Raw genomic sequence first — 15709 nt, forward strand, 5'->3', positions numbered from 1 at the left:
AAGGAATTTCCCGTGCAGACCCACGAGATCATCAAGCGTTTCCGCGAGCATTTCGAGAACGCCGGCCACAAGTACATCCCCAGCGCCTCGCTGCTGCTCGACGACCCGAACCTGCTGTTCGTCAACGCCGGCATGGTGCCGTTCAAGCCGTACTTCCTCGGTGAGGCCCCGCCGCCAGCCCCGCGGATGACGAGCATCCAGAAGTGCGTGCGCACGCCCGACATCGACGAGGTCGGCAAGACCACGCGCCACCTGACGTTCTTCCAGATGGCCGGCAACTTCTCGCTCGGCGACTACTTCAAGGAAGACGCCATCCGGCTCGCCTGGGAGCTCGTCACCAAGTCGCAGGACGACGGCGGCTACGGCTTCGACCCCGAGCGCATCTGGGTGACGGTCTACCTGGACGACGACGAGGCCATCGAGCTGTGGCAGAAGGTCGCCGGCCTGCCGCTCGAGCGCATCCAGCGCCGCGACATGGAGGACAACTTCTGGTCGATGGGCGTGCCCGGCCCGTGCGGCCCGTGCTCGGAGATCTACTACGACCGCGGCCCCGAGTACGGCAAGGAGGGCGGCCCGGTAGTCGACGAGGACAGGTACCTGGAGATCTGGAACCTCGTCTTCATGCAGAACGTCCGCGGCGAGGGTGGCGCCAAGAAGGGCTACCCGATCCTCGGCGAGCTGCCGGCCAAGAACATCGACACCGGCATGGGCGTCGAGCGCGTCGCCTACCTGCTGCAGGGCGTCGACAACGTCTACGAGACCGACCTGGTCCGCGCCGTCATCAGCAAGGCCGAGGAGCTGTCGGGCCGCAAGTACGGCGCCAGCGAGGTCGACGACGTCCGGTTCCGCGTCATCGCCGACCACGCCCGCAGCGGTGTGCTTCTGGTCGGTGACGGTGTCACGCCCGGCAACGAGGCCCGCGGCTACGTGCTGCGCCGCCTGCTGCGCCGCATCATCCGCTCGTCGCGCCTGCTGGGTGTCACGGAGCCGGTGCTGCAGTCCTACGCCGAGGTCGTGCGCGACTCGATGGGCCAGGCCTACCCCGAGCTGGTCAGCGGCTTCGCCCGCATCCAGCAGGTGCTCAAGGCCGAGGAGGACACGTTCCTGCGCACCCTCGACGCCGGTTCGCGGATCTTCGAGGGTGCCGCCGCCGAGGTGAAGGCCGACGGCCGCGCCACGCTGCCCGGTGACAAGGCCTTCCAGCTGCACGACACCTACGGCTTCCCGATCGACCTCACGCTGGAGATGGCCTCCGAGGCCGGCCTGACCGTGGACGAGGACGGGTTCCGCAAGCTGATGGCCGAGCAGCGCGCTCGCGCCAAGGCCGACGCCGCCGGCAAGAAGACCGGCCACGGCGACCAGACGGTGTACCGGCAGCTGCTGGAGCAGGGCCCGACCGAGTTCACCGGCTACACCGAGCTCGCCTCCGAGGCCACGCTGCGCGGCATCGTGCTCAACGGCCAGCGGGTGAAGAGCGCCAAGGAAGGCGACATCGTCGAGGTCGTCCTCGACCGCACGCCGCTCTACGCCGAGTCCGGTGGCCAGGAGTCCGACGCCGGCACGATCGTCACCGGCAGCGCCGAGCTCGAGGTGCTCGACGTGCAGAAGGTCGCCCGCAAGCTGTGGGTGCACCAGGTGCGCGTCGTGAACGGCGAGGTCAGCGAGGGCGAGCACGTCGAGGCCCGCGTCGACCCGGAGTGGCGCGTCGGTGCCCGCCAGGGCCACTCGGGCACGCACGTCGTGCACGCCGCCCTGCGCCAGGTGCTCGGCCCGTCCGCCCTGCAGAGCGGTTCGTACAACAAGCCCGGCTACCTGCGGCTCGACTTCGCCTGGACCGGTGGTCTGTCGACCGAGGCCAAGAGCGAGATCGAAGAGGTCTCGAACCTCGCGGTGCGCAAGGACCTGCCGGTCAGCATCGTCTACACGGACATGCAGGGCGCTCAGGACCTGGGCGCCGTCGCCCTGTTCGGCGAGACCTACGACGAGACCGTGCGCGTCATCGAGATCGGCGGCCCCTGGTCGCGCGAGCTCTGCGGTGGCACGCACGTCGAGCACTCGTCGCAGATCGGCCCGATCACCCTGCTGGGTGAATCCTCGGTCGGTTCCGGTGTGCGCCGCCTCGAGGCCTACGTCGGCATCGAGGCCATGCGGTTCCTGGCTCGCGAGCGGGCCATCGTGCAGAACCTGTCCGACATGCTCAAGGTCGGTTCGGACGGCCTGCCCGAGCGCATCGAGTCGCTGGTCGAGCGCCTGAAGTCGGCCGAGAAGGAACTCGAGAAGGTCCGTGCCGCCCAGCTGCTCGGCAACGCCGGGTCGCTCGCCGACAAGGCTCTTGACGTGCGCGGACTGTCGCTGGTGGCCCTCGGCCTGGAGGGTGTGTCGGGCAACGACCTGCGCACGCTCGGCGGCGAGGTCCGCAACCGCCTGGGCGCCAAGCCCGGTGTGGTGGCCCTGTTCTCGACCGACGGCGACAAGGTCAGCTTCGTGGTCGCCACCACGGCCGCCGCCCGTGACCTGGGCGTGGCCGCCGGCAAGCTCGTCCCGGTGTTCGGCCCGGCCATCGCCGCCCGCGGCGGCGGCAAGCCGGACCTGGCTCAGGGCGGCGGCACGAACCCGGCCGGTGTCCCAGACGCCATCACGGTCCTGACGAACGAACTGGACAAGGTGCTTGAGCAGCGCTGATTCCTCCGCGGTCGGCGATCCGGGCCCTGGAAGGCGGCTCGGCGTCGACGTCGGATCGGTTCGCGTGGGTGTATCCCTCAGCGATCCATCGGCATTTCTGGCGACTCCGCTGGTTACCCTGCAGCGTGACGAGAAGGGCGGCTCGGACCTCACCGAGCTCGTACGTCTCGTGGCCGAACATGACGTCGTCGAAATCGTGGTCGGCCTGCCCAAGACGCTGGCGGGCCGCCACGGTCCGGCGGCCGAGGCGGCGACCACGTACGCTGCCGCCTTGGCCGGACGCGTCGCTCCTGTGCCGGTTCGGCTCAGCGACGAGCGGCTGACGACGGTCGTGGTGAGCCGCGTGCTGGCGCAGCGCGGTGTGAAGGGCAAGAAACAGCGTGCCGTGGTCGACCAGGCTGCCGCTGTCGAGATCCTGCAGTCTTGGCTCGACGCGCGGGCCCGCTCAGTGGCCGCCCGAAAGGACGAGGTGTGAGCGACGATCTCGGGTTGTTCACCGACCCCGAAGTGGAAGAACGACGCCCGCTCAAGCGCGATCGTGAGCGTGAGAACGCCCGCGCCAAGGCGAAGAAGCGCAAGAAGACGGTCCTCTGGCTCGTCGTGGCGATGGTGCTCGCCGTCGGCATGGGCGGTGCCTACTACGGCTACCGCGAGCTGCGCGGCATCGGCTCCTACGACGACTTCACCGGCAGCGGCGAGACCGACGCCATCGTCGAGGTCCAGGACGGCGACGTGGTCAGCAAGATCGCGTCGACCCTGTACGAGAACGGCGTCATCGCCTCCGCGCGCGCCTTCACCGAGGCCAGCAAGACCGACGCCCGCGTGACGTCGATCCAGCCGGGCTTCTACCTGATGAAGACCAAGATGTCGGGCGACCAGGCCGTCGCCCGCATGGTCGACCCGAAGACCCGAGTGCCCGCCGTCCAGATCGTCGGCGGCATCAAGCTCGCCGACATCAAGGTCGGCGACAAGGTCGTCAAGGGCATCTACTCCCAGCTCGCCGACGCGAGCTGCACGGAGAAGGACGGCGTCAAGAAGTGCCTGACCGGCGACGAGATCAAGGCTGCCGCTGAGCAGACCGACCCGGTCGCCCTCGGCGTGCCGGAGTGGGCGCTGCCCGACGTGAAGCGCGCCGAACCCCTGTACCGCCTCGAAGGCCTGATCATGCGCGGCGTCTACCAGGTCAAGCCGGGTGTCACCGCGGTCGAGCTGATCCGCAGCATCATCGTGTCCTCGGCCGCGAAGCTGCAGGGCGCCGGCATTCCCAGCGGCACCATGAACACCGGCTTCCGCCCGTACGAGGTCCTCGTCATCGCGTCGCTGATCGAGAAGGAGGCCATCGAGAAGGACTTCTCCAAGGTCTCCCAGGTCATCTACAACCGCATGAAGAAGCCGATGGCGCTGCAGTTCGACTCGACCATCAACTACAAGAACAACCAGCCCCACATCCGCACCTCCGACGCGGACCGCAACACCCCGGGGCCGTACAACACCTACATCTCGCAGGGCCTGACGCCGACCCCGATCGGGTCGCCGAGCCAGCAGGCGATCGCCGCCGCGCTGAACCCCGAGGGCGGCGACATCCTGTACTTCGTGAAGTGCCAGCAGGACGGCACTTCGTGCTTCGCCACGACCTTCGCCGAGCACAACGCGAACGACCAGAAGGCACAACGGGACGGCGTCTACTAGTGCACAAAGCGGCCGTGATCGGCTCCCCGATCACACACTCGCTCTCCCCGGTACTGCACAACGCCGCCTACACGGCGCTGGGCCTGGACTGGGAGTACACCAGGCTGGAGTGCACCGAGGCCGAGGTCGAGTCCCTGGTCTCGTCACTCGGCCCGGAGTGGGTAGGCCTGTCCTGCACCATGCCGACCAAACGTGCGGCGCTCGCCTTCGCCTCGTCGGTGACGCCGCGCGCGACGGCGGTCGGTGCGGCGAACACGTTGGTGCGCACCGATTCCGGCTGGCACGCCGACTGCACCGATGTGGACGGCGTCGTGGGAGCGTTGCGGGAGAAGGGTTTCTCCGGCGGTTCGCGCGGGGTCGTGATCGGCGCGGGTGGCACGGCCACCGCCGTGCTGGCCGGGTTCGCGGAGCTCGGGGTCTCGAAGGTTTCCCTTGTGGTGCGCGAACCTTCGCGTGCCCAGGAGGCCGTGGCGACCGCCGAACGGGTCGGGGTGTCGGTCGAGGTGCTGCGCCTGTCCTCTGTGGACCTGGGCGCGCTGGCCGCGGCGTCCGACGTTCTGGTGTCCACGGTTCCCGCCGAAGCCACGGTGGCGTTGGCGGAGGATGTCGCCAGGGCGCCCTACGTGCTGGACGTGATCTATCACCCGTGGCCAACCCCGGTCGCCACGGCGGTGGAGCAGGCGGGGACGCGGCTGGCCACCGGGCTGGACATGTTGCTGCACCAGGCTTTTGGTCAGGTGGAGCAGTTCACCGGGAAGCCGGCGCCGCAGGACGTCATGCGTGCGGCGCTGGCCGCGGAGCTTGCCGCCCGCTCGTAACTTTCGGCCACTTCCGGGCCGGTGGAATTCCGGTGTGCGCCTGTGGTGTGGTTGCCTGCAGATGACTCGTTTGGCTCCGGACGACATCTGCGGCCGGCCGGAGCCATCGCATGCCGGCGCTCTTGCTCGAGGGTGCCGGCGGGCGGGACGCACGGGTGTCTGCCGGGGGCTCCGCACCGGGCGCGGGGGCTGGCCGGTGAACACCTGGCCGCCGGTGCGTCCCGCCTTCCAGAGCGTCCAGAGCGTCCAGAGCGTCCAGAGCGTCCAGAGCGCCCGGACCGCTACGGGCAGTCGAAGCCGGAAGCAGGCACCCCCTCCACCTTGGCCCGGCTCGCGATCGCCGTGCAGTACACCTGGAACTGCGCCATCTTCGACAGCGGCCCCATGTCCTCGGGCAGCAGGATCACGTTGGACACCGCCAGCACCCGCGACGAGGTCGCCGGCACCTCGGTCACCAGCCCGAGCTGCTTCTCCTCGTCGGTGAGCCCGGCGACCAGCAGGTTGACGGCCGTGGTGGTGTCGACGGTGCCGGTGTACGACCGGGTCCGGCGCACCAGGCCCTCGCCCTTGGCCGCCAGGAGGTAGATGGTCACCTCGTGGACCGCGACGGTCGGTGCGTCCGCGCCGGTCAGCACCGGGGTCGGCCGCACCCCGCAGGCCGCGAGCGTCACCAGGGCAACCGCAAGGTGAAGATGGCCCCACCTGAGGGACCGTTGGCTGCTTCGATGGTGCCGCCGTGCAGGCGTGCGTTCTCCCATGCGATCGCCAATCCCAGCCCGCTGCCCTCGGAACGGGCGCGGGCCGTGTCTGCCTTGTAGAACCGGTCGAAGATGTGGGGGAGTGCGTCCGCGGGGACGCCGGGGCCGCTGTCGGCCACCTCGATGACGCCCGGCCGCACCGTGACGCGCACTGGGGCGCGGCCGTGCTTGAGGGCGTTGCCGACGAGGTTCGCGACGATCACGTCGAGCCGGCGGCGGTCCACGCGGCCCGTCACGCCGGAGGGCAGGTCGGCCTCGACCGACGCTGTCCAGCCGCGGGAGGCCAGGCAGTCGCGCACGGCGGTGCCGATGTCCCAGTCGTCGAGTTCCAGGAGGTTGCGGCCCTCGTCGAACCGGGAGATCTCCATCAGGTCGTTGACCAGGCGGGTGAGCTTGCGGGTCTCGCTGGAGACCAGCCGGGCCGCCACAGCGGTGTCCTCGGGCAGCGAGGCGGCGTCCTCGTCCAGGACGGCGGTGACGGCGCTCATCGCGGTCAGCGGGGTGCGGAGCTCGTGGGACACGTCGGCCACGAAACGGCGGGACGCGGCCTGGGTGGCTTCCAGCTGTTCGGCGGCCTGGTTGAACGTGCGGGCGAGTTCGGAGAGCTCGTCGGCGCCGCGGGCATCGACGCGGGTGTCCAGTTTTCCCGCGCCCAGCGCCCGTGCGGCGGCTCCGAGGCGGCGGACCGGGCGCAGGACGCCGCGAGCGGTGAACAGGGCCAGGCCGAGGGCCAGCGGCAGGACCAGGCTGACGCCGACCCAGGCGGCGACCGCGAAGCTGTCGATGGCGCGTTGCGGGCCGCCCAGCGAGGTCCGCGCCCACACCTCGACGCCGGTGGGGGAGCCGTCGGGGCGCAGCAGAGGGATGCCGATGACGACGTACGGCTCGGCCCGGTCGGTGTTGCGCTGCCAGAGGACCGTTTTGCTCGTCTTCATGGCTTCGCGCAGCTCAGCGGGCACGAAGCTGATGTCGAGGCCGTTGCGGGAGCGCATGTTCTGGTAGATCACGACCGACGACCCGCGCAGGTAGATCGCGAAGTCGTCGAGGTCCTCCTGGGAGGGCGGCACGGTCAGGCGAGGGGCGTAGTTGCGGGCGTCCTCGACCAGCGGGTTCATGAAGCCGTTCTGGGCGTCTTCCAGGAGCAGGTTGCGGGCGGTCGCGTAGGAGGCGCCGGCCGCCGCCACCGCGCCCAGGAGCGTCAGCAGGGCGAACGCGGCCATCAGCCGCGGCTTCAGCCCCAGGAAGAACGTCCTCATCGCGGCCCGAAGCGGTACCCGAAGCCGCGCACCGTGTGGATGTAGCGGGGGTCCGCCGGGACGTCCTCGATCTTGGCGCGCACGCGTTGGACGCAGGCGTCGACCAGGCGCGAGTCGCCGAGGTAGTCGTGTTCCCAGACGGCCTCGAGGATCTGCTGGCGGGTCAGCACCCGGCCGGGCGTGCGGGACAGTTCGAGCAGCAGCTTCAGCTCGGTCGGTGTCAGCGCGACCTTCGCCTCGGCCTTCAGCACCTGCAGACCGGCGCGGTCGATCACCAGGTCGCCGTGCCGCTCCACGCTGGACGGTTCGGCCACGGTCCGCCGCAGCACGGCGCGGATGCGGGCCTCCAGCACGCGGGGCTCGACGGGCTTCACCACGTAGTCGTCCGCGCCCGCCTCCAGGCCCGCGACCACGTCGAAGTCGTCACCGCGCGCGGTGAGCATGATGATCGGCACCTCGGCCTGCGCCCGCATCCGGCGGCACGTCTCGAAGCCGTCGATGCCGGGCAGCATGATGTCGAGAACGACGATGTCGGGGCGGGTCTCGCGGAGTCTCTCGACGCCTTCCTCACCGGTCGCCGCCGCTCGCACGTCGTGTCCCTGGCGGCGCAGTGCCAGGCCCAGCCCTTCACGCACCGAGGGGTCGTCCTCGACCAGCAAGACCATCGCCACGAGATCCATTATCTGCGGACCGGCACACCCGCGCTGGTTCTGTGACGGAACCATGACATGGCGTGGACGTTCCCGTAGATCGGCTCGCGGAGTCTCGATCACATGGCCGGAAGTTTGCTGGGATTCCTCTTCACGTTCTTCGCGCTGGTGTGGACGTCGTTCGGGCAGAAGGCGGAGAACGCCGCGTTGCCCGAGCTCTCACTGCAGCGTTCGTGGGCGTCCGACGTGGACATGGTGATCATCATCGCCGCGGTTCTCGTCGTGTTGTTCGCGCGTAAGAAGGCATTTCCGCCGTTGCTCGTGCTCGGCGGTTCGGTGCTGCTCGCGCAGATGCTGAAGCTCTACGTGCTGGTGCGTCCGCCGTTGGACGACGACGCCGTGCTGGTGCACAACAGTTTCCCGAGTGGACACACGACGGCCGCGGTGGCGGCGGTGATCTCGGTCGTGATGGCGGTGCCCAGGCGGTTCGCCCTGTACGTGGCCGTTCCCGGCGCCATCGGGGCGGGTGCGGTCGCGGCGGAGACGGTGTCGCTCGGCTGGCACCGGTTCAGCGACACGCTCGGTGCCGCGCTGCTGGTCTCGACGCTCGCGTTCCTGGTGCTGGGCAAGTGGACCGCGGGGATGATCGTGCCGCCCGCGCTCGCGGCCGGCGGGGTGTGGCTGATGATCACGTACCCCGGCGCCACGCCGTCGATGCTCTCGGGCGTGGTCACCGCCGGGGTCGTGCTGCACTTCGGGTGGGTCGTGGGTGGTCATGGCCGCCGGAACGACCACGACCACCCATGGCCCGAGAAATCACTCGTCGTGATCGGTGGCGATCAGGCCGGCGATGGTGTCGAGAGCAGCGTCCGCTCCGTCCCCGTCGGCGCTCAGCACCACCTCGTCACCGTGCATGGCGCCGAGGGTCATGAGTCCCAGAACACTCGCCGCTTCCACGGCTTCGCCGCCGTCCTTGCGGATGGTGACCGTCACCGGCTGGTCGGCGGCGGCCTTCGCCAGCAGTGCGGCAGGTCGGGCGTGCAGTCCGACCTTGCTGGCCACGGTGACCCGTCGCTCGGCCATGATGGTTCCTCTCGGTAGAGCTGGTAGTGCTTACTTTTCGTTCTTGGCGGGCTTCTCGCTCGCCGAACCGCTGCCGCTGTTGCTGCCGACCACGCTCTCGTCGGCCTCTGGCGACTCGTCGTCCTCGCGACCCGGCGTCCTCAGGTTCCACTTGGTGATGACCCAGCGGAACAGGAAGTAGTAGATCGCACCGTAGATCAGACCCAGAACGATCAGCAGCGCCGGCTTGGTGGCGATGTTCCAGTTCAGGATGAAGTCGATCGCACCGGCCGAGAACGAGAAGCCGTCGTGGATGCCCAGCGCGTTCGAGATGGCCAGCGAGGTGCCGGTCAGGAACGCGTGGATCAGGTACAGCGGCCACGCCACGAACATGAAGGCGAACTCGAGCGGCTCCGTCACACCGGTGATGAACGCGGTGAGCGCGGCGGAGCCCATGATGCCGCCGATGATCTTGCGCTGAGCGGGACGCGCGGTGTGCACGATCGCCAGAGCCGCCGCGGGCAGCGCGAACATGAAGATCGGGAAGAAGCCGGTCTGGAACGTGCCGGCGGACGGGTCCTGCGCGAGGAAGCGCGGGATGTCACCGGTCTTCTCGTTGAACTCGCCGAACTGGAACCACACGACGTTGTTGACGATGTGGTGCAGGCCGAGCGGGATCAGCAGGCGGTTGACGACGCCGTAGATGCCCGCACCGATGATCGTGCTGCCGGTGACCCAGTCGCCGATCGCGGTGAGGCCCGCGCTGAACCACGGGTACACGAGGCCGAGCAGCACACCGGCGACCACCATCGCGCCGGCGACGATGATCGGCACGAACCGGCGGCCGCCGAAGAAGGCCAGGTACGGAGGCAGCTTGATGCGGTGGTACTTCTGCCACAGCAGTGCCGACGCGATACCGACGACGATACCGCCGAGCACCCCGTAGTTGATCAGCACTGGCTTGGCCGCCGGATCTGTCGGCTGGTCGAGGACCAGCGGCGACATGGCCTTGAAGACGCTCGTCAGCACGACGTAGCCGACGACGGCGGCGAGCGCCGTGGAACCGTCACCGCGCCGGGCGAACCCGACGGCGATGCCGACCGCGAACAGCAGCGCGAGGTTGCTGAACAACGCGTCGCCTGCCGCGCCGATCACCGCGGCGACGGCGTTCCAGCCGAGTCCGTCCTTGCCCAGCAGGTCGTCTTGACCGGCGCGGAGCAGAAGGCCTGCCGCGGGCAGCACGGCGATCGGCAGCATGAGGCTGCGACCGAAGCGTTGCAACGTGGCGAGGCCCTTGATCTCGCGACCACCGGTCTGTGTGGCGTCGGTGCTCATCGGGTACCTCCCTTGGCGGAGTTCGGTCCGGGACCCGGGACGGTCCGGTCCAGTTGCATGGTCACCTGGTAGAGATCGCCCCGGTACCAGGAAGTAACGTCCTCACACGGTCGCCCCTGCGCGCTGGCGACCCTTCTGAACACGAGCAACGGGCTGCCCTTGCGGACACCCAGCAGGCCGGCGGAGTGCGCGTCGGCCGTTTCCGCCCACACCGTCTGCCGCGCGTGGTCGAGCTGCACGCCGTACCTGGTCGCCACGAGTTCGTAGAGCGAGCAGGTCAGGTCGTGCCGGTCGAGCCCCGGCAGCACGTGCGGGCTGTACCACCCCTTCTCCACGGCCAGCGGTGCCCCGTCGGCCATGCGCAGTCGAACCAGGTGGTACGCGTATTCGTTCGGTTCGAGCCCGAGGGCGGTGGAGGCCGCGGGGCCCGGTACCGCCTCGGCACAACTGATGACCTGGGTGCTCGGCGTGAGCCCCCGGCCGTGCATGTTCGCGGTGAACGACTCCAGGTAGAGCTGCGCTTCCACCCGGCGGCGTGCCGTGAACGTGCCACGTCCCTTCGCCCGCGTGAGCAGGCCTTCAGCGACCAGTTGGCCGACTGCGGCCCGCACCGTGATGCGAGAGACTCCGTACCGCTCGGCGAGATCGCGTTCGGACGGGATGGGCGAGCCCGGTACGAGGTCCTGCTCGGCGAGCCGGCGCAGGATCTCGCGTAGCTGCGCGTGCTTGGGCTTGGGCCCGTCGACGATCTCGTGCATCAGCTCACCTCCTCGCAGTGGTACTTTCCGGTCTAGACCAGTTGGTGCGGGAGAATGCTCCGCGCACTGAGCGGGTGTCAACCGCTGTTACGGGAACGAGAGGTACGAACGTGGCTGACGAGAGGCCGGAGAAGATCCTCGCCGCGCTTGGTGGCGCGGACAACATCATCGAGATCGAGGGGTGCATCACGCGCCTGCGCTGCGAACTCAACGACGGTTCGCTGGTCAACGAGGCAGCGCTGAAGTCGGCCGGAGCGATGGGCGTCGTGCGGGCGGGCAGCGTCGTGCAGGTCATCGTCGGCCCCGAGGCGGACACGATCGCGCAGGACATCGAGGACCTCCTGTGAGCGTCCGCGTCGGCAGTCCCGTCGCCGGCCGCGTGGTCGCGCTCGCGGCCGTGCCGGACCCGGTCTTCTCCCAGGCGATGGTCGGCCCCGGTGTCGCCGTCGAGCCCGCACGGGTGAAGGCCGACGTCGTCGCGCCGATCGACGGCACCGTCGTGACGCTGCACCCGCACGCGTTCGTGGTGGCCTCGGGTGACGGCGCCGCGATCCTGGTGCACCTCGGGATCGACACGGTCAAGCGCAAGGGCGAGGGCTTCGAGCTGCACGTCGTGAAGGGCGAGGAGGTCAGGGCCGGTCAGCGGATCGTGACCTGGGACCCGGCCGAGGTCGAGGCGGCCGGGTTCGCGCCGATCTGCCCGGTGATCGCGCTGGACGCGTCCGCCGAGGTGCTCGCCGACCTCGCGCTCGACGTGGACGTGGTGGCGAACGACGCCCTGTTCGACTGGTCTCGCTGAGCAATCGATCTTGTCGGTGGTGCTGACTAGATTGGGTTGCGAGGGGATCCCAGGCCGGGGGTACCCCTGCCTGGGCCTGCCGTGCCGGCGATCCGGGGGATTTCCCAGCGCCGGATGAGGCACCGTGAGCGGCGTGCGTGAATGGACCGTTCACGACGGGTCGCGATTTGTGCCCCAGACGTGCCGAGCAGGACCGTGGAGTGATGCCCACGGTCCTGCTCGCGTCTGTGCTGAGTGCGTTGTGGACGGTCGCGGGCGTTCTGGACGCGCCGCCGTCCTCCTACGTGCTGGCCTGCTTCGGCGTGGTCCTCACGGCGATCGACCTGCGCCACCACCGGCTACCGGACGTGCTGACCCTGCCGCTGGGCGTGACGCTGCTGGTGCTCGAATTCCAGAGGCTGGGAGCCGCGCTCCTCGGAGCGGTGATCCTCGGTGGCGCTCATCTCGCCGTCCGGACCTGGAGACCCGCGCTCATGGGCGGCGGCGACGTGAAACTCGCGGCGGGCCTCGGCACGGTGCTCGCGCTGCCGTTGCTCCTACCTGCGGCGATCCTGTCCAGTGCGGTGACGCTCGCCGTCGCGGCCCTGCGCAGGACGCGAAACGTGCCACACGGGCCCGGACTGCTGGCTGCCACCTGGGTTCTGACCGCGCTGTGAAAGGATTGTGACGTGCTGCGCTGGATCACCGCTGGAGAGTCACACGGCCCCGCCCTCGTCGCTGTGCTGGAGGGCATGCCCGCCGGAGTGGAGGTGACCACCGAGGACCTCGTCACCCAGCTGGGACGCCGCAGGCTCGGGTTCGGTCGCAGCCCCCGGATGGGCTTCGAGCAGGACGAGGTCGAGATCCTCGGCGGCGTGCGCCACGGCAAGACCCAGGGCGGGCCGGTCGCGGTCACCATCGGCAACTCCGAGTGGCCCAAGTGGCAGACCGTGATGTCGCCGGACCCGGTCGACCCGAGCCTGCTCAAGACCACCGGCCGCAACGAGGCCCTGACGCGGCCCCGGCCCGGTCACGCTGACCTGCCCGGCATGCAGAAGTTCGGCTTCGACGAGGCACGCCCCGTCCTCGAACGCGCCTCCGCCCGCGAGACGGCCGCCCGCACCGCCCTCGGCACGGTCGCGCGCCAGTTCCTGCAGCAGCTGCTGGGCGTGCAGATCCTCAGCCACGTGGTGTCCATCGGCAAGGCGGAGACGCCCGAGGACAGCGCGCTGCCCACGCCCGACGACCTGCCCGCGATCGACGAGTCGCCGGTGCGCTGCTTCGACGCGCGCGGCACCGAGGCCATGGTCGCCGAGGTCGAGGCCGTCAAGGAGGCCGGTGACACGGTCGGCGGCGTCATCGAGGTGCTCGCGTACGGGTTGCCGCCGGGCCTCGGCTCGCACGTGCACTGGGACCGCCGCCTCGACGCGCGCCTGGCCGCCGCGTTGATGGGTGTGCAGGCCATGAAGGGCGTTGAGATCGGTGACGGGTTCACCTCCGCCAAGCGCTGGGGTTCGCACGCCCACGACGAGATCGACCGCGGCAGCGGCCCGGTCGGCGTCACGCGCCGCTCGAACCGCGCCGGTGGCCTCGAAGGCGGCATCACCAACGGCGAGATCCTCCGTGCGCGCGTGGCGATGAAGCCCATCTCGACCGTCCCCAAGGCACTGTCCACGGTGGACGTCCGCACCGGTGAGCCCGCCGTCGCGATCCACCAGCGTTCGGACGTGTGCGCAGTGCCGCGCGCGGGCGTGGTGCTGGAGTCCGTCGTGGCGCTGGTGCTCGCGGAGGCGGCGCTGGAGAAGTTCGGCGGCGACTCGCTCGACGAGACGCGCCGCAACGCCCACGCGTACCTCAAGGCGCTGGAAGCCCGCTGGGAGGGCATGTGAGCCCGAGGTTCGTCGTGGTCGGCCCGCCAGGCGCGGGCAAGACCACGATCAGCGAGCTGCTGGCGTCCCGGCTCGGCCTGCCGTTCCGCGACGCCGACGCGGACATCGTCGAGCTGGCCGGCAAGCCGATCTCGGACATCTTCACCGACGACGGCGAGCCCGTTTTCCGTGCCATGGAAGAGGAAGCGGTCGCCAAGGCGCTCGTGGAGCACGAGGGCGTGCTGGCGCTGGGCGGGGGAGCGGTGCTGTCCGCCACGACCCGCGAACGCCTTCGTGAGCACACCGTCGTCTTCCTGAACGTGGGCATGGCCGAGGGCGTGCGCCGCACCGGCCTGTCGTCCTCAAGGCCGTTGCTCTCCGGCGTGAACCCGCGCGCCACGTTCAAGGCGCTGCTGGACGCGCGGCTGCCGCTGTACCGCGAGGTCGCGACGGTCGAGGTGCTGACCGACGCACTGAGCCCGGACGAGGTGGCCGACGCGGTGATCAAGGGAGTGGAACGATGACCGAACCCGTGCGCATCCGGGTCGCCGCCGAGAAGCCGTACGACGTGGTGGTCGGCCGCGGCCTGCTCGGCGACATCGTCGAGCACCTGAGCGGCACCGGCAAGATCGCGATCGTGCACCAGCCGACGCTCGCCGAGACCGCCAAGGTGCTGGTCGACGAGCTGAAGGCGACCGGAGCCGACGCGCACCGCGTCGAGGTGCCCGACGCCGAGGACGGCAAGGACCTCGCCGTGGCCGGCTTCTGCTGGGACGTGCTCGGCCGCATCGGCCTGGGCCGCCAGGACGTCGTCGTGGGCCTGGGCGGCGGCGCGGTGACCGACCTCGCCGGCTTCGTCGCCTCCACGTGGATGCGCGGCGTGCGCCTGGTGAACATCCCGACCACACTGCTCGGCATGGTCGACGCCGCGGTCGGCGGCAAGACCGGCATCAACACCGACGCGGGCAAGAACCTGGTCGGCACGTTCTACGAGCCGGACGCCATCTTCGTCGACCTCGCGACCCTCGAGACCCTGCCCCGCAACGAGCTCGTCGCCGGCATGGCCGAGATCGTGAAGGGCGGCTTCATCGCCGACCCGGTGATCCTCGACCTGATCGAGGCCGACCCCGCGGCCGCGCTGGACCCGGCCGGCGAGGTGCTGGCCGAACTGGTCCGCCGCAAGATCCAGATCAAGGCCGACGTCGTCACGAACGACCTGCGCGAGTCGGACCTGCGCGAGATCCTGAACTACGGCCACACCCTGGGCCACGCCATCGAGCGCCGCGAGCGCTACCGCTGGCGCCACGGCGCCGCCGTCAGCGTCGGCCTGGTGTTCGCCGCCGAACTGGCCCGCCTCGCCGGCCGCCTCGACGACGCGACCGCGGACCGGCACAAGGCCGTTCTGCAGCTCATCGGGCTGCCGACCTCCTACGACCCGGACGCGCTCCCGCAGCTGCTCGAGGGCATGAAGGTCGACAAGAAGAACAAGGCGGGCGTGCTGCGCTTCGTGGTGCTGGACGGCCTCGCGAAGCCAGGTCGTCTCGAAGGCCCTGATCCCTCCTTGATCGCCGCCGCCTACTCGGCCGTCGCCGCCGAGCCGACCACGGGCTCCGGGAAGGTGCTGCTGTGAGGGTCCTCGTCCTGAACGGCCCGAACCTGGATCGCCTCGGCACCCGCGAGCCGGACGTCTACGGCCGCACGACGTACGCGGACCTGGTCCAGCTGTGCGTGGCCGAGGGCAAGGAGCTCAACTTCGAGGTCGAGGTGCGCCAGACCGCCCACGAGGGCGAGATGGTGGCGTGGCTGCACGAGGCCGCCGACACCTCGACCCCGGTGGTCCTCAACGGCGCCGCCTGGACGCACTACTCGATCGCGGTCCGCGACGCGTGCTCGCAGCTGACCGCGCCGCTGGTCGAGGTGCACATCTCGAACATCCACCAGCGCGAGGAGTTCCGGCACCACAGCGTGATCTCGGCGGTGGCCACTGGGGTGATCGCCGGGCTGGGCGTGGAGGGCTACCTGCTGGCCCTGCGGTGGCTCGCGCTCAAGAGGTAG

General features: G+C 69.9%; 17 protein-coding genes and 1 pseudogene. 12 read left to right on the forward strand and 6 right to left on the reverse strand.

Features of this window, described 5'->3' with window-relative positions; all coding sequences use genetic code 11:
- Positions 1–12: 12 nt before the first annotated feature.
- Genes alaS through ACIA8G_RS00660 form a run of 4 tightly spaced genes read left to right on the forward strand, consistent with a single transcriptional unit; the run spans position 13 to position 5189 of the window.
- Positions 13–2682, forward strand: a complete 2670-nt coding sequence (gene alaS, locus ACIA8G_RS00645; RefSeq protein WP_396416122.1) for an alanine--tRNA ligase — start codon at positions 13–15, stop codon at positions 2680–2682.
- Entirely contained in the window at positions 2669–3157 is a 489-nt protein-coding gene (gene ruvX, locus ACIA8G_RS00650) for a Holliday junction resolvase RuvX (protein ID WP_396416123.1), read from the forward strand. The genes alaS and ruvX overlap by 14 nt, the downstream gene beginning before the upstream one ends.
- On the forward strand, positions 3154–4371 hold the full coding sequence (gene mltG / locus ACIA8G_RS00655; protein WP_396416124.1) for an endolytic transglycosylase MltG: 1218 nt from the start codon (positions 3154–3156) through the stop codon (positions 4369–4371). Before ruvX ends, mltG begins: the two co-directional genes overlap by 4 nt.
- The gene (locus ACIA8G_RS00660) at positions 4371–5189 is read left to right on the forward strand and encodes a shikimate dehydrogenase (RefSeq protein ID WP_396416125.1); all 819 of its coding nucleotides are present in this window, start codon (positions 4371–4373) and stop codon (positions 5187–5189) included. The genes mltG and ACIA8G_RS00660 overlap by 1 nt, the downstream gene beginning before the upstream one ends.
- A 281-nt stretch (positions 5190–5470) precedes the next feature.
- On the opposite strand, the gene ACIA8G_RS00665 is transcribed toward ACIA8G_RS00660, so the two are convergent.
- Genes ACIA8G_RS00665 through ACIA8G_RS00675 form a run of 3 tightly spaced genes read right to left on the reverse strand, consistent with a single transcriptional unit; the run spans position 5471 to position 7874 of the window.
- Positions 5471–5860: a hypothetical protein gene (locus tag ACIA8G_RS00665; RefSeq protein WP_396416126.1), complete on the reverse strand. Its 390-nt coding sequence runs from the start codon at positions 5858–5860 to the stop codon at positions 5471–5473.
- On the reverse strand, positions 5857–7203 hold the full coding sequence (locus ACIA8G_RS00670) for a sensor histidine kinase (protein WP_396416127.1): 1347 nt from the start codon (positions 7201–7203) through the stop codon (positions 5857–5859). Before ACIA8G_RS00670 ends, ACIA8G_RS00665 begins: the two co-directional genes overlap by 4 nt.
- Entirely contained in the window at positions 7200–7874 is a 675-nt protein-coding gene (locus ACIA8G_RS00675) for a response regulator (protein ID WP_396416128.1), read from the reverse strand. Before ACIA8G_RS00675 ends, ACIA8G_RS00670 begins: the two co-directional genes overlap by 4 nt.
- A 330-nt stretch (positions 7875–8204) precedes the next feature.
- On the opposite strand from ACIA8G_RS00675, the pseudogene ACIA8G_RS00680 reads away from it, so the two are divergent.
- Positions 8205–8462, forward strand: a pseudogene (locus ACIA8G_RS00680) (phosphatase PAP2 family protein); the annotation flags it as partial.
- Between the two features lie 207 nt (positions 8463–8669).
- Here the strand turns inward: ACIA8G_RS00680 and ACIA8G_RS00685 are convergent.
- From ACIA8G_RS00685 to ACIA8G_RS00695, 3 genes are read right to left on the reverse strand one after another with little or no spacing between them, the layout of a single operon-like run.
- Positions 8670–8936, reverse strand: a complete 267-nt coding sequence (locus ACIA8G_RS00685; protein ID WP_396417288.1) for an HPr family phosphocarrier protein — start codon at positions 8934–8936, stop codon at positions 8670–8672.
- A gap of 30 nt (positions 8937–8966) precedes the next feature.
- Entirely contained in the window at positions 8967–10250 is a 1284-nt protein-coding gene (locus tag ACIA8G_RS00690; RefSeq protein WP_396416129.1) for a PTS transporter subunit EIIC, read from the reverse strand.
- Positions 10247–11008, reverse strand: a complete 762-nt coding sequence (locus ACIA8G_RS00695) for a GntR family transcriptional regulator (RefSeq protein WP_396416130.1) — start codon at positions 11006–11008, stop codon at positions 10247–10249. Before ACIA8G_RS00695 ends, ACIA8G_RS00690 begins: the two co-directional genes overlap by 4 nt.
- A gap of 110 nt (positions 11009–11118) precedes the next feature.
- On the opposite strand from ACIA8G_RS00695, the gene ACIA8G_RS00700 reads away from it, so the two are divergent.
- The 7 genes from ACIA8G_RS00700 (at position 11119) to aroQ (ending at position 15709) form a co-directional block, all read left to right on the forward strand.
- Positions 11119–11355: a glucose PTS transporter subunit EIIB gene (locus ACIA8G_RS00700; protein WP_396416131.1), complete on the forward strand. Its 237-nt coding sequence runs from the start codon at positions 11119–11121 to the stop codon at positions 11353–11355.
- A complete protein-coding gene (locus tag ACIA8G_RS00705; protein WP_396416132.1) occupies positions 11352–11807 on the forward strand; it encodes a PTS glucose transporter subunit IIA in 456 nt (151 codons plus the stop codon). The genes ACIA8G_RS00700 and ACIA8G_RS00705 overlap by 4 nt, the downstream gene beginning before the upstream one ends.
- 203 nt (positions 11808–12010) lie before the next feature.
- Positions 12011–12463: a prepilin peptidase gene (locus tag ACIA8G_RS00710; RefSeq protein WP_396416133.1), complete on the forward strand. Its 453-nt coding sequence runs from the start codon at positions 12011–12013 to the stop codon at positions 12461–12463.
- Between the two features lie 12 nt (positions 12464–12475).
- Positions 12476–13675 (forward strand): chorismate synthase, encoded by a 1200-nt coding sequence (aroC, locus tag ACIA8G_RS00715; RefSeq protein ID WP_396416134.1) that lies wholly within the window; start codon positions 12476–12478, stop codon positions 13673–13675.
- Positions 13672–14178: a shikimate kinase gene (locus tag ACIA8G_RS00720; protein WP_396416135.1), complete on the forward strand. Its 507-nt coding sequence runs from the start codon at positions 13672–13674 to the stop codon at positions 14176–14178. Before aroC ends, ACIA8G_RS00720 begins: the two co-directional genes overlap by 4 nt.
- Positions 14175–15284: a 3-dehydroquinate synthase gene (gene aroB, locus ACIA8G_RS00725; RefSeq protein ID WP_396416136.1), complete on the forward strand. Its 1110-nt coding sequence runs from the start codon at positions 14175–14177 to the stop codon at positions 15282–15284. The genes ACIA8G_RS00720 and aroB overlap by 4 nt, the downstream gene beginning before the upstream one ends.
- Positions 15281–15709, forward strand: a complete 429-nt coding sequence (gene aroQ / locus ACIA8G_RS00730; RefSeq protein WP_396416137.1) for a type II 3-dehydroquinate dehydratase — start codon at positions 15281–15283, stop codon at positions 15707–15709. The genes aroB and aroQ overlap by 4 nt, the downstream gene beginning before the upstream one ends.

This window comes from Lentzea sp. NPDC051213 (genome assembly GCF_044455585.1).
Taxonomy (GTDB): domain Bacteria; phylum Actinomycetota; class Actinomycetes; order Mycobacteriales; family Pseudonocardiaceae; genus Lentzea.